Source organism: Streptococcus sp. S1 (genome assembly GCF_034137685.1).
Lineage (GTDB): Bacteria > Bacillota > Bacilli > Lactobacillales > Streptococcaceae > Streptococcus > Streptococcus dentalis.
In genome coordinates, this window is the sequence record NZ_CP139418.1 from 1,236,527 (window position 1) to 1,249,596 (window position 13,070).

At 42.5% G+C, this 13,070-nt stretch carries 11 protein-coding genes and 1 pseudogene; 11 read left to right on the forward strand and 1 reads right to left on the reverse strand.

Translation table 11 applies throughout. The features are described 5' to 3' along the window. The 5 genes from lacD (at nucleotide 1) to lacG (ending at nucleotide 5,815) form a co-directional block, all read left to right on the forward strand. Nucleotides 1-981 (forward strand): tagatose-bisphosphate aldolase, encoded by a 981-nt coding sequence (gene lacD / locus SM121_RS06025; RefSeq protein WP_155124826.1) that lies wholly within the window; start codon nucleotides 1-3, stop codon nucleotides 979-981. Between the two features lie 451 nt (nucleotides 982-1,432). Beyond that, on the forward strand, nucleotides 1,433-2,266 hold the full coding sequence (locus SM121_RS06030) for a PRD domain-containing protein (protein ID WP_023918365.1): 834 nt from the start codon (nucleotides 1,433-1,435) through the stop codon (nucleotides 2,264-2,266). Nucleotides 2,267-2,300: 34 nt separating this feature from the next. Continuing rightward, a complete protein-coding gene (locus tag SM121_RS06035) occupies nucleotides 2,301-2,618 on the forward strand; it encodes a PTS lactose/cellobiose transporter subunit IIA (RefSeq protein ID WP_003007713.1) in 318 nt (105 codons plus the stop codon). Next, nucleotides 2,618-4,321 (forward strand): lactose-specific PTS transporter subunit EIIC, encoded by a 1,704-nt coding sequence (locus SM121_RS06040; RefSeq protein ID WP_320910625.1) that lies wholly within the window; start codon nucleotides 2,618-2,620, stop codon nucleotides 4,319-4,321. Before SM121_RS06035 ends, SM121_RS06040 begins: the two co-directional genes overlap by 1 nt. 87 nt (nucleotides 4,322-4,408) lie before the next feature. After that, the gene (gene lacG, locus SM121_RS06045; protein WP_320910626.1) at nucleotides 4,409-5,815 is read left to right on the forward strand and encodes a 6-phospho-beta-galactosidase; all 1,407 of its coding nucleotides are present in this window, start codon (nucleotides 4,409-4,411) and stop codon (nucleotides 5,813-5,815) included. A gap of 200 nt (nucleotides 5,816-6,015) precedes the next feature. Here lacG and SM121_RS06050 read toward each other — a convergent pair. Then, nucleotides 6,016-7,364, reverse strand: a protein-coding gene (locus SM121_RS06050; protein WP_320910627.1) for an IS3 family transposase whose coding sequence is annotated in 2 segments (ribosomal slippage) — nucleotides 6,016-6,923 and nucleotides 6,923-7,364 — 1,350 coding nt in all. Because the reading frame shifts where the segments join, the coding sequence is not laid out codon by codon here. A 167-nt stretch (nucleotides 7,365-7,531) separates the two neighbouring features. Here SM121_RS06050 and SM121_RS06055 point away from each other — a divergent pair. The 6 genes and pseudogenes from SM121_RS06055 to proC all read left to right on the forward strand — a co-directional run bounded on the left by SM121_RS06055 (nucleotide 7,532) and on the right by proC (nucleotide 13,038). Beyond that, nucleotides 7,532-8,434: a LysR family transcriptional regulator gene (locus SM121_RS06055; protein ID WP_320910628.1), complete on the forward strand. Its 903-nt coding sequence runs from the start codon at nucleotides 7,532-7,534 to the stop codon at nucleotides 8,432-8,434. A 3-nt stretch (nucleotides 8,435-8,437) separates the two neighbouring features. Next, the gene (gene lspA, locus SM121_RS06060; protein WP_003001852.1) at nucleotides 8,438-8,899 is read left to right on the forward strand and encodes a signal peptidase II; all 462 of its coding nucleotides are present in this window, start codon (nucleotides 8,438-8,440) and stop codon (nucleotides 8,897-8,899) included. Further along, entirely contained in the window at nucleotides 8,889-9,779 is an 891-nt protein-coding gene (locus tag SM121_RS06065) for an RluA family pseudouridine synthase (protein ID WP_320910629.1), read from the forward strand. Before lspA ends, SM121_RS06065 begins: the two co-directional genes overlap by 11 nt. Before the next feature lie 73 nt (nucleotides 9,780-9,852). Further along, nucleotides 9,853-10,962, forward strand: coding sequence for a glutamate 5-kinase (gene proB, locus SM121_RS06070; RefSeq protein ID WP_320910630.1), 1,110 nt, complete (start codon nucleotides 9,853-9,855; stop codon nucleotides 10,960-10,962). A gap of 10 nt (nucleotides 10,963-10,972) precedes the next feature. Further along, nucleotides 10,973-12,219: pseudogene (locus SM121_RS06075) on the forward strand (glutamate-5-semialdehyde dehydrogenase). A gap of 3 nt (nucleotides 12,220-12,222) precedes the next feature. Continuing rightward, nucleotides 12,223-13,038 (forward strand): pyrroline-5-carboxylate reductase, encoded by an 816-nt coding sequence (proC, locus tag SM121_RS06080; protein WP_320910631.1) that lies wholly within the window; start codon nucleotides 12,223-12,225, stop codon nucleotides 13,036-13,038. Nucleotides 13,039-13,070 lie beyond the last annotated feature (32 nt).

Consider the following 13,070-nt stretch of genomic DNA (forward strand, 5'->3'; position numbering starts at 1 on the left):
ATGGTATTAACAGAACAAAAACGCAACTATTTGGAACGTCTTAGTACAAAAGACGGTGTTATTTCAGCTTTGGCCTTCGACCAACGTGGGGCTTTGAAACGCTTGATGGCCAAATACCAAGACACTGAGCCAACTGTAGCACAAATGGAAGAATTAAAAGTCCTTGTAGCTGATGAATTGACAAAATATGCTTCATCTATGTTATTGGACCCAGAATATGGTCTACCTGCTACAAAAGCCTTGGACAAAGATGCTGGTCTCTTACTTGCCTATGAAAAAACAGGTTACGATACATCAAGCACCAAGCGCTTGCCAGACTGCTTGAACCTTTGGTCAGCAAAACGCATCAAAGAACAAGGCGCAGATGCTGTGAAATTCTTGCTCTACTATGATGTAGACAGTGCAGATGAACTCAACCAAGAAAAACAAGCTTATATCGAACGCATCGGTTCTGAATGCGCTGCTGAAGATATTCCATTCTTCCTTGAAATCTTGGCTTATGATGAAGGAATTGCAGATGCAACCTCTGCTGAATATGCGAAAGTGAAACCTCGTAAGGTGATTGAGGCTATGAAAGTCTTTTCAGATCCTCGTTTCAATATCGATGTCTTGAAAGTGGAAGTTCCAGTTAATGTGAACTTCGTGGAAGGATTTGGAGAAGGAGAAGTTGTCTATAGTCGTGAAGAAGCAGCTGCTTTCTTCAAAGAACAAGAAGAAGCAACCAACCTTCCATACATCTACCTCAGTGCAGGTGTATCTGCAAAACTCTTCCAAGAAACCTTGGAATTTGCTCATGCATCTGGTGCAAACTTCAACGGCGTTCTTTGTGGACGTGCGACATGGGCAGGTTCAGTAGAAGCTTACATCAAAGATGGAGAAGCAGCTGCTCGTGAATGGCTTCGTACAGAAGGGCGTCAAAATATTGAAGAATTGAACGCAGTCTTGGATAAAGTAGCAACACCTTGGACAGAACGCGTATAAGATTCAAATGAAGATTGCCTCCTAAAGCAACAGTTAGAGAGTGGGACAGAAATCGGTCATTCGTTAGAATTCGATTTCGTTGTCCCACCTCCGCACAGTTGAGTAGGGCTGTAAAAGCTGATGAAATCAGCGTAGTAGAGCCCACTCAACCACTGCGTCTTGCTCGACAATCCAAAGATGATTGAGAGGCTAGGACTTTTGTCCCAGCCTCTTCATTATTTCAAGGTCTTGTTTATTTTTTATAAAAAAATGTTTAAAAATTTTCGCTGTAAGGGTTTACAAAACAAAAAGTTTATGATAAAATAAGTTTATAAGTTGAATAGCAGTGAGCGTTACTAAGTTAGATTAGGCGTGACCACAAGTAGACTGAACAATTAGTGTAGGCTAGTTTTTTCGGTTGCTTCGTGGTCATTTTTATTTGCTTTTAACAAATTTTACAAAGGAGAGCCTCATGTATCGTATTATCCATCCAATGAACAATAATGTTGCTTTGGTTCAAAATGAACTACAACAAGAGTTGATTGTTATTGGGAGTGGGATTGCTTTTGGGAAAAAGAAAAATGATCTAGTAGCTGATGATAAGGTCGAAAAAGTATTTCGTTTAAACACGGATGAGTCAAGAGAAAACTTTATGGCCCTTCTAAAGAATGTTCCTCTTGATTTCATTACAACCACTTATGAAGTGATTGATACCTTGTCTAAGAAATATGCCTATCCTGTTCAAGAATATATCTATGTGACATTAACAGATCACATCTTTTGTTCTTACCAGGCAGTTCAACAGGGAAGATATAAATACAGTGACCTTCCTGATGTGTCTGCTATGCATCCGATTCCCTATAAAATCGCAAAAGAAGCGATTGAGATCTTTCGAAAGCGGCTCTTGGATCAATTTCCTGACGATGAAGTGAATCGCATCGCTTATCATTTCATTAATGCACAAGGGGAAATGATTCATGAGCAAGATCCAGATGTTCAGGACCGACAAGTTATTTTGAAAGCTGTAGAAGAAAAACTAGCTCAAAATGGATTGAAACGGAAAGAAGAAAACAGTCATTTCTATGATCGCTTTATGATCCATCTCAATTATTTCCTAGATTCGCTAGATAAGGGAAGAGAAGATCCAGAAGGTTTGAGCGAGATGGAACAACTGATTCAGCTAAGTTATCCAAAGGCTTATGAGATTAGTCATCAAATCTACCAAACCATCGCTGAACAGACAGGAGCCAAGATATCTCCTAATGAAAAAGTCTATTTAGCCCTTCATATTCAACGTCTATTATAAAAATTTTCAAAAGGTATCATAAGGAGGAACCAACATGAATAAAGAAGAAGTCCAATTACTTGGCTTTGAAATTGTCGCTTATGCCGGTGACGCTCGATCAAAATTAGTGGAAGCCTTAAAAGCTGCTGAAAATGGTGATTTTGCTAAAGCAGAATCCTTAGTAGAAGAAGCGGGGTCTTGTATCGCTGAGGCTCACAAATCTCAAACGACCATGCTAGCGCATGAAGCAGCAGGAGAAGAAATCCCCTATAGCATTACCATGATGCATGGTCAAGACCATCTCATGACAACGATCCTATTAAAAGACGTGATTCACCATCTGATTGAACTATATAAAAGAGGAGCGAAATAATGAATAAACTGATTGAACTGATTGAAAAAGGGAAACCTTTCTTTGAAAAGATTTCTCGAAACAAATATTTGCGAGCGATTCGGGATGGCTTTATTGCAGGGATGCCTGTTATCCTTTTCTCATCTATCTTCATCCTAATTGCGTATGTACCAAACGCTTGGGGATTCCATTGGTCTAAAGATATTGAAACTTTCTTGATGACTCCATATAGCTATTCTATGGGCATCTTGGCCTTCTTCGTTGGTGGTACAACGGCTAAGGCTTTGACTGATTCAATGAACCGCGACCTTCCAGCAACTAACCAAATCAACTTCATTTCTACAATGTTGGCTTCTATGGTTGGCTTCTTGCTCATGGCTGCCGAACCTGCTAAAGAAGGTGGATTCTTAACAGCCTTCATGGGTACAAAAGGTCTGTTGACAGCCTTCATTGCTGCATTCATTACTGTTAATGTTTACAAAGTCTGTGTGAAAAACAATGTGACCATCCGCATGCCGGACGAGGTTCCACCAAATATTTCACAAGTATTTAAAGACTTGATTCCATTTACATTATCAGTTGTACTCTTGTACGCACTTGAATTAGTTGTTAAAGCAAGCCTTCATGTAACGGTTGCTGAATCAATCGGTACCCTTCTTGCTCCACTATTCTCAGCTGCTGACGGTTACCTTGGAATTACAATTATCTTTGGTGCTTATGCCTTCTTCTGGTTTGTAGGTATCCATGGTCCTTCAATTGTTGAGCCAGCTATCGCAGCGATTACTTATGCAAATGCTGAAGTAAACTTGAAATTGATTCAACAAGGAATGCACGCAGATAAGATTCTTACTTCAGGTACTCAAATGTTTATTGTTACTTTGGGTGGTACTGGTGCGACTCTTGTTGTTCCATTTATGTTCATGTGGTTAACGAAATCAAAACGTAACCGTGCAATTGGACGTGCATCTGTAGTCCCAACATTCTTTGGTGTTAACGAACCAATCTTGTTCGGTGCTCCATTGGTATTGAACCCAATCTTCTTCATTCCATTTATCTTTGCTCCAATTGCAAACGTTTGGATTTTCAAATTCTTTATCGATACACTTGGAATGAACTCATTTACTGCTAACCTACCATGGACAACTCCAGCCCCACTTGGTCTAGTTCTTGGTACTAACTTCCAATTTCTATCATTTGTTCTTGCCGCATTACTTATCGTAGTGGACGTAGTTATTTACTACCCATTCCTTAAAGTTTATGATGAACAAATTCTTGAAGAAGAACGTTCTGGTAAATCTAATGATGAATTGAAAGAAAAAGTAGCTGCAAACTTCAATACAGCGAAAGCTGATGCTGTTCTTGAAAAAGCTGGTGTTGAAAATGAACCAGCTCAAAACAATATCACAAAAGAAACAAACGTATTGGTTCTTTGTGCAGGTGGTGGTACAAGTGGTCTTCTTGCAAATGCTTTGAATAAAGCTGCTAAAGAATACAATGTTCCTGTAAAGGCCGCTGCTGGTGGTTACGGTGCTCACCGTGAAATGTTGCCAGAATTTGACCTTGTTATCCTTGCTCCTCAAGTAGCTTCAAACTATGAAGATATGAAGGCTGAAACAGATAAACTTGGAATCAAATTGGCTAAGACAGAAGGAGCTCAATACATAAAATTGACCCGCGATGGACAAGGTGCCCTTGCATTTGTTCAAGCGCAGTTTGAAGAATAAGAACGAATAAGTGAGATGGAGATGGATGGCTCACTAACTCCTCTCCTCTCACTTTTCCTTTGATCCAATCAAGAAAAAGGTGAAAAAATGACAAAAACACTTCCTAAAGATTTTATTTTTGGTGGCGCTACAGCCGCCTATCAAGCAGAAGGGGCTACTCATACAGATGGGAAAGGCCCTGTTGCATGGGACAAATACTTAGCTGATAACTATTGGTATACAGCAGAACCTGCTAGTGATTTCTACCACAAATACCCAGTAGACCTTCAATTAGCTGAAGAATACGGTGTCAATGGTATACGGATTTCCATTGCTTGGTCACGTATTTTCCCAACTGGCTATGGTGAAGTCAATCCAAAAGGGGTGGAGTTCTACCATAACTTATTTGCAGAATGTCATAAACGTCATGTAGAACCATTCGTAACTCTTCACCACTTTGATACACCTGAAGCTCTTCACTCAAATGGAGACTTCTTGAACCGTGAAAACATCGAACATTTTGTAGATTATGCGGCCTTCTGTTTTGAAGAATTCCCAGAAGTCAACTACTGGACAACCTTCAATGAAATAGGCCCAATCGGAGATGGTCAATACTTAGTCGGAAAATTCCCACCAGGAATTCAGTATGACCTTGCCAAAGTCTTCCAATCACACCACAATATGATGGTTTCTCATGCACGTGCTGTGAAATTGTACAAAGATAAAGGTTATGCAGGTGAAATCGGAGTGGTCCATGCCCTTCCTACTAAGTATCCTTTGGATCCAGAAAATCCAGCAGACGTTCGGGCGGCTGAGTTGGAAGATATTATTCATAACAAGTTTATTTTAGATGCAACCTACCTTGGTCACTATTCCGATGAAACCATGGAAGGGGTCAATCATATCTTATCTGTCAATGGTGGTAGTCTGGATCTTCGGGACGAAGACTTTGCGGCACTTGAAGCTGCAAAAGATTTGAACGACTTCCTTGGAATCAACTACTACATGAGTGACTGGATGGAAGCTTTTGACGGCGAAACAGAAATCATACATAACGGTAAAGGGGAAAAAGGAAGCTCTAAATACCAAATCAAAGGTGTTGGACGTCGTGTAGCTCCTGACTATGTACCTCGTACTGACTGGGATTGGATCATCTATCCGCAGGGGTTGTATGATCAAATCATGCGCGTCAAAAAAGAATATCCAAACTACAAGAAGATCTATATCACCGAAAACGGACTGGGATACAAAGATGAATTTGTGGACAATACAGTTTATGATGATGGCCGGATTGATTATGTGAAGCAACACTTGGAGGTCTTGTCTGATGCGATTGCAGATGGTGCAAACGTCAAAGGATACTTCATCTGGTCTCTCATGGACGTCTTCTCTTGGTCAAATGGTTACGAAAAACGCTATGGTCTCTTTTATGTGGACTTTGAAACCCAAGAGCGCTATCCTAAGAAATCGGCTCATTGGTACAAGAAAGTAGCCGAAAGTCAAGTGATTGAATAAGTATAAGAGGCTGGGACAAAAGTCCTAGCCTCTCAATTATTTTTGGATTGTCGAGCAAGACGCAATGGTTGAGTGGTCTCTACTACGCTGATTTCATCAGCTTTTACAGCCCTACTCAACTGTGCGGAGGTGGGACGACGAAATCGAATTCTAACGAATTACCGATTTCTGTACTGACCCCAAAAAGTTAGACAATGAATTTACACAAAGGATTTAGTTCTGTATTGCACAGGACTGAGTCCTTTTAGTTTGACCTTAATTCGTTTATTGTTGTAATAATCAATGTAGTCTACAATAGCTTGTTCTAATTGCTCAAGTGACTGAAACGTCTTCTCATACCCATAAAACATTTCGGACTTAAGAATGCCAAAGAAGGATTCCATCATGCCGTTGTCTGGGCTGTTACCCTTACGTGACATGGACGGTTGAATTCCTTTATCCTCTAAAAAACGATGATAATACTGGTGTTGATACTGCCATCCTTGATCACTATGGAGAATTGTATTTGTGTAATGATTCTCAGTAAAGGCCTGGTCTAACATAGCTTTCACTTGTTCTAAATTTGGCGACGTCGAAAGATTATAAGCGACGATTTCACTGTTAAAACCATCTAATACTGGTGATAAGTAGAGTTTTTGAGTGCTTGCTGGAATGGCAAATTCTGTCACATCTGTGTAGCACTTTTCCATTGGTTTTGAAGCTTCAAACTGGCGTTGAATAAGGTTGTCGGCTTTCTTACCAATATCTCCTTTGTGAGAAGAATACTTTCGCTTCTGCCGGATTCTAGCTTGTAAATTGAGGACATTCATCAACCGCTGAACCCTCTTATGATTGACCAAAAAGCCACGATTTCTTAATTCTAAATGTATCCGACGATAACCATAATTTCCCTTGTGTTCAGTAAAAATAGATTGGATTTCAGCTTTAAGCCCTTGATCCTTATCTGGTTTGTCTAGCTGTTTCAAATGATAATAGTAGGTCGAACGAGCGAGTTTAATGGCCTTTAGAAGAATATCTAACGAAAACTCAGTGATTAATTCTTGAACAATTTCTGTCTTTCTTCTTTCTCTTTTTCCTCCTTCAATCGGAGTTCTCTCAACTTTTTTAGAACAGCATTCTCCGCTCTCAGGTATTCATTTTCTGCTTGAAGACGCTCTAACTCAGTCATCTCTTCAGGTTTCTTCTTTGGCTTACGTCCCATTTTAGGTATCCTTCCTCTTGTTTTCTCAACAATAGTATACCCATTTTTCTTGTATTGTGCCAGCCAATTTGGAAGCATTCCTTGGTTTGGGAGAGCATAATCAAGGCTTACACTTCTTTGTGAACGACCTTCAAGTAAGACTTTATCAATGATTTCTCGTTTTAGTTCAGGAGAATAGTAACAATTCTTTCCTTTTTTTACGATTTCTATTCCATAACGATCAATCAATTTAATCATGTACTGAAGATTAGAAATCTTTATCCCAAATTGATTTGAAAGTCGCCTAAAACTCTCTCCTTGCTTTCTTGATTCATATATTTGAACTTTATCTTCAAAAGTTAATTTCATAATAAAAGCACCCCAAAAATTAGATTTTTCTGTCTAACTTTTAGGGTGCAGTTCATTCTGTCCCACTCTCTTTTTTATTTTACTAGAAGAGGGTCTCTTAAACGCATCTCTTCTTTCAGCCCCTAATTTATGGTATAATAGATTGATACTGTAATAAGGAAAATAGAATGAATATACAACAATTACGATATGTAGTGGCGATTGCCAATAGTGGTACTTTTCGTGAGGCTGCTGAAAAAATGTATGTGAGTCAGCCCAGCTTGTCTATCTTTGTCAGAGATTTAGAAAAAGAACTGGGTTTTAAGATTTTTCGTCGGACCAGTTCTGGGACTTTTTTGACCCGTCGGGGAATGGAATTTTATGAAAAAGCGCAAGATGTGGTCAAAGGGTTTGATGTTTTTCAAAATCAATATGCCAGTCCCGAAGAAGAGAAGAAAGAATTCTCTATTTCTAGTCAACACTATGACTTCTTACCACCTTTGATGACGGAATTCTCAATCCGCTATCCGGAAAATAAAAATTTCCGCATCTTTGAGTCAACGACGGTCCAAATTTTGGATGAAGTGGCTCAAGGGCATAGTGAGTTGGGGATTATTTATCTCAACCGTCAAAATACCAAGGGAATTATGCAACGGGTTGATAAATTAGGACTTGAAGTGGTGGATTTGATTCCTTTTCAGACTCATATTTACCTTCGCAAGGGACACCCTCTGGCTAAGAAGAAAAAACTGGTCATGGAAGATCTAGCTCAATTGCCAACTGTTCGCTTTACCCAAGAAAAAGATGAGTACCTCTATTATTCAGAGAATTTTGTCGATACCAGTTCGAGCTCCCAAATGTTCAATGTAACCGACCGGGCCACCTTGAATGGGATCTTGGAGCGGACAGATGCTTATGCGACAGGATCAGGCTTTTTGGATAGCCAGTCCGTGAATGGCATTACCGTGATTCCTTTAGAAGATAATTTAGACAATAAAATGGTCTATGTCAAACGCGAAGAGATGGATCTCTCTCCTGTAGCAGAGAAGTTTGTCGAGGTCATGGTAGAATATTTTGATCAAAAGAGGTAAGAAATGAAGAGAAAAACAATGGTCCCGGTAGCGATTGTCCTTTTGGTCCTACTGGATCAGCTGGTCAAATGGTATGTGGTGAAGAACATTCCACTGGGTGTCGTCAAGTCTTTTATTCCCCATGTGGTCAGCCTGACCTATCTTCAAAACACAGGTGCAGCTTTTTCGCTTCTTGAAAATCAGCAATGGTTCTTTACCCTCATCACTCTAGTCGTGATGGTAGGGGCCTTTTACTATCTCTATAAGCATCTCAAGGGGTCGCTTTGGATGGTGACCGGTTTGACCTTGGTTATTGCAGGCGGCTTGGGGAATTTTATCGATCGCCTGCGTCAGGGCTTTGTGGTCGATATGTTCCACTTGGACTTTATGAATTTTGCCATTTTTAATGTAGCAGATAGTTATTTGACAGTTGGAGTTTTCTTGCTCCTGATCCTGATGTTGAAAGAGGAAACGCATGGAAATTAAAATCGAAGTAGCCGGCGCGCGACTGGATAAAGCTTTGGCGGATTTGACCCCCTTGTCACGAGCTGTGGCTAATGAGCAGATCAAAGAAGGAAAAGTTCTGGTCAATGGGGCTGTGAAAAAAGCCAAGTACACGGTTAAAGAAGGGGACATCATCCAGTATGAAGTCCCAGAAGTGGAAGAGGTCAGCTATGAAGCAGAAGATCTACCCTTAGACATCGTCTTTGAGGACCAGGATGTTGTAGTGGTCAATAAGCCACAGGGCATGGTCGTTCACCCTAGTGCGGGTCATACCAGTGGGACCTTGGTCAATGCGCTCTTATACCATGTCAAGGACCTTTCAGGAATCAATGGAGAATTGCGTCCAGGGATCGTTCATCGGATCGATAAAGACACGTCAGGCCTCCTGATGGTCGCAAAAAATGACCAAGCCCACGTCGCCTTAGCAGAGGAACTAAAAGACAAAAAATCTCTACGGAAGTATTGGGCCATTGTTCATGGCAATCTTCCTAATGATCGAGGGATGATTGAAGCACCCATTGGTCGCAGTGAAAAGGACCGAAAAAAACAGGCGGTGACAGCTAAAGGAAAACCTGCAGTGACCCGTTTTCAAGTCTTGGAACGCTTTGGAAATTACACCTTGGTAGAGTTGCAACTGGAGACTGGTCGAACCCACCAAATTCGGGTTCACATGGCCTATATTGGCCATCCAGTGGCTGGAGATCCTGCTTATGGTCCTAAGAAGACACTTAAAGGACAAGGACAGTTTCTTCATGCGCGGACACTAGGTTTTACCCACCCCCGTACAGGCGAGACCTTGGAATTTACAGCAGAAGTGCCAGCGATCTTTGAGAAAACGCTGGAAGACCTTCGAAAAGGATAGTGAAGATGGCTGAATGGAGATTCAGTCACTTTCATTACATACGAAATAAATAGTATTAGAAAGAATCATAGCGATGAAAGCAAAACGAATCGTCTTTAAAGTAGGGACCTCGTCTTTGACCAATCCCGATGGGAGTCTCTCTAGACAGAAGGTCAAGATCATTACCCAGCAGTTGGCTCTCTTACACGAATCGGGCCATGAGTTGATCTTGGTCTCATCAGGGGCGGTTGCTGCTGGATTTGGTGCCCTTGGTTTTAAGAAACGGCCGACCAAGGTGGCAGACAAGCAAGCTTCTGCGGCAGTTGGGCAAGGCTTACTGATGGAAGAATATACAGCCAACCTGCTCTTACGCAACATTGTTTCTGCGCAGATTTTGTTGACCCAGGATGACTTTGCGGATCAGCGCCGTTATAAGAATGCCCACCAGGCCCTTTCTGTTCTGCTCAATCGTGGGGCCATTCCAATCATCAATGAAAACGATACGGTCTCGATTGCCGAGTTAAAAGTTGGTGACAATGATACCTTGAGTGCGCAGGTTGCAGCCATGGTTCAAGCGGATCTTTTGGTGCTTTTAACAGATGTAGATGGCCTCTATACAGCCAATCCTTCTCAGGATCCAACCGCTAAGCGCTTGGATCGAATCGAACACATTTCCCGTGAGATGATCGAGATGGCTGGTGGTGCTGGCAGTAGCAACGGAACTGGCGGCATGCTGACCAAACTCAAGGCAGCGACCCTTGCGACCGAGTCAGGGGTACCTGTCTATATTTGCTCGTCTCTCAAGCCGGATGCCTTGATCGAAGCAGCAGAAGAGCAAGCAAATGGCAGTTACTTCCTTGCAGAGGATAAGGGTTTAAAAACCCAGAAGCAATGGCTAGCCTTTTATGCAGAAAGCAAAGGTGCCGTTTGGGTGGATGCTGGAGCAGCGCAAGCTCTGTTGGATCATGGAAAGAGTCTATTGATTTCTGGTGTGACCAAGGCAGAAGGGGATTTCTCTTATCACGACATCGTCAGCGTCTATCATCAAGAGACTGGTCAATTACTAGGAAAAGGCAAGGTCCGTCTCGGCCAATCAGCTGTGCGCGATCTACTCCAATCTAAAAAAGCTAAGGGAATCCTTATCCACCGGGATGATTGGATCTCGGTAACTCCTGAGATTGACCTACTCTTTACAGAATTCTAGAGGAAAACGTATGGGAACAACACAAGAACAATTAGCCATAGCGAGATCAGCTAAGAAAAGCATCAATACAGCCAGTACAGCTCTTAAAAATCAGGCTTTGGAGGCCATGGCTAGCCAGCTTTTGAAAGCGACTGAAGCCATTTTAGTAGCCAATCAAATCGATATGGAAGCAGCACGCGGCAAGATTTCTGAAGTCATGCTGGATCGCCTCTTTCTTGATCAAGAGCGGATTGCCGGTATGGCACAAGGAATTCGTGCTTTAATAGACTTGTCAGATCCAATTGGGGAAGTGCTGGATACGGAAGTCTTGGAAAATGGTCTTGAAATCCAGAAAGTTCGCGTTGCCATGGGTGTTATTGGCATCATTTATGAAAGCCGGCCAAATGTGACATCGGATGCTGCAGCGCTTGCCATCAAGAGTGGAAATGCAGTGGTTCTTCGTACTGGAAAGGATGCCTTTCATTCTGCCCAAGCGATCGTGACAGCCCTCAAGGCTGGATTGGAAGAAGCCGGACTGAATCCAGATCTTCTTCAACTGATCCAAGATACGAGTCGAGCTTCTAGCCTTGCTATGATGAAGGCTAAGGGCTATCTGGACTTGCTCATTCCACGTGGTGGTGCTGGATTGATCCAAGCGGTGGTTGAAAATGCCATTGTCCCCGTTATCGAGACAGGAACTGGGATCGTCCATGTCTATGTGGATAAGGAGGCTGACTTCCAGAAAGCCCTCGCCATTATTGAAAATGCCAAGACAAGCCGCCCATCCGTCTGCAATGCCCTGGAGGTCTTGTTGGTGGATCGAGCGATCGCGTCTGACTTCTTGCCTTTGGTCAATCGCGTTTAGTGGATGATCGGGAAAGATCCGTTGAGTTGCGCCTAGATGAGCAAGCACAGGCTATTATTTCTGGAACAGCCGCACAGGAACAGGATTTTGATACCGAATTTTTAGATTATATTTTAGCAGTCAAGGTCGTTGATGGAGTTGAGGAAGCGACGGACCATATTGAAGCTCATAGCACCCATCATTCGGATGCTATTGTGACTGAAAATCCTGAGACAGCCGCTTATTTCACCAAGCAAGTAGATTCAGCAGCGGTTTATGTCAATGCTTCTACACGCTTTACAGATGGAGGTCAATTTGGTCTAGGTTGTGAAATGGGGATCTCGACCCAAAAACTCCATGCGCGTGGACCAATGGGACTCCGGGAAATGACCAGTTACAAGTATATCGTCAGTGGAAATGGTCAAGTGAGGTAAAAAATGAAAGTAGCATTTATTGGACTAGGAAACATGGGAGCTAGTTTAGCCAAAGCAGTCGCAAAAGAAGTGGATGCGCAAGACCTGCTCTTGGTCAATCGTTCTCCTCAAAAGGTGCAAGAGTTTATCAGCCAGTATGGGGGAACGGCGTCTGATCTTGAACAAGTCTTTCAAGAGGCTGAAGTGATTTTTTTAGGGGTCAAACCCTATCAGATTTGCCCTCTCCTAGAGGAGTATCAGGGCATCTTAGCCCAACGCTCCAATCTCTTACTGGTTTCCATGGCTGCAGGCTTGGAACTAGAAAAGATGGCTGACGTGATCCAGAACGACCAGCTAGGGCTCATTCGCATCATGCCCAATACGCCTGTGGCCATTGGTCAAGGTGTTATCAGTCTAGCCCGCTCTCAAGCAGTGACAGACCAGCAAGTAGCTAAAGTAAACCAGCTCTTAGCAGGAGCAGGGGCTCTCTATGAAATTGAAGAAAAATTGATGGATCCTGCAACGGCTGTCGCAGGCTGTGGTCCAGCCTTTGTCTATCAGATGATTGAAGCCATGGCAGATGCAGGAGTAGGATTAGGACTTAAACGAGAGCAAGCCTTGCAGATGGCTGCACAGACCTTCCAAGGCGCTAGTCAAATGGTCCTAGAGACAGGTGAGCACCCAGCCCGCTTGCGAGATGCAGTTTGTAGCCCGGGTGGCTCTACCATCGCAGGTGTCAACCGCTTAGAACAAGTCGGCCTACGGGGCGACATCATTGCAGGAGTGGAAGCAGCCTACAAACGCACCCAAGAAATGGCACAAGAGGCAGCGAAGGAATAGAAAAAAAGATTGGTTTTCGCCAATCTTTTTTA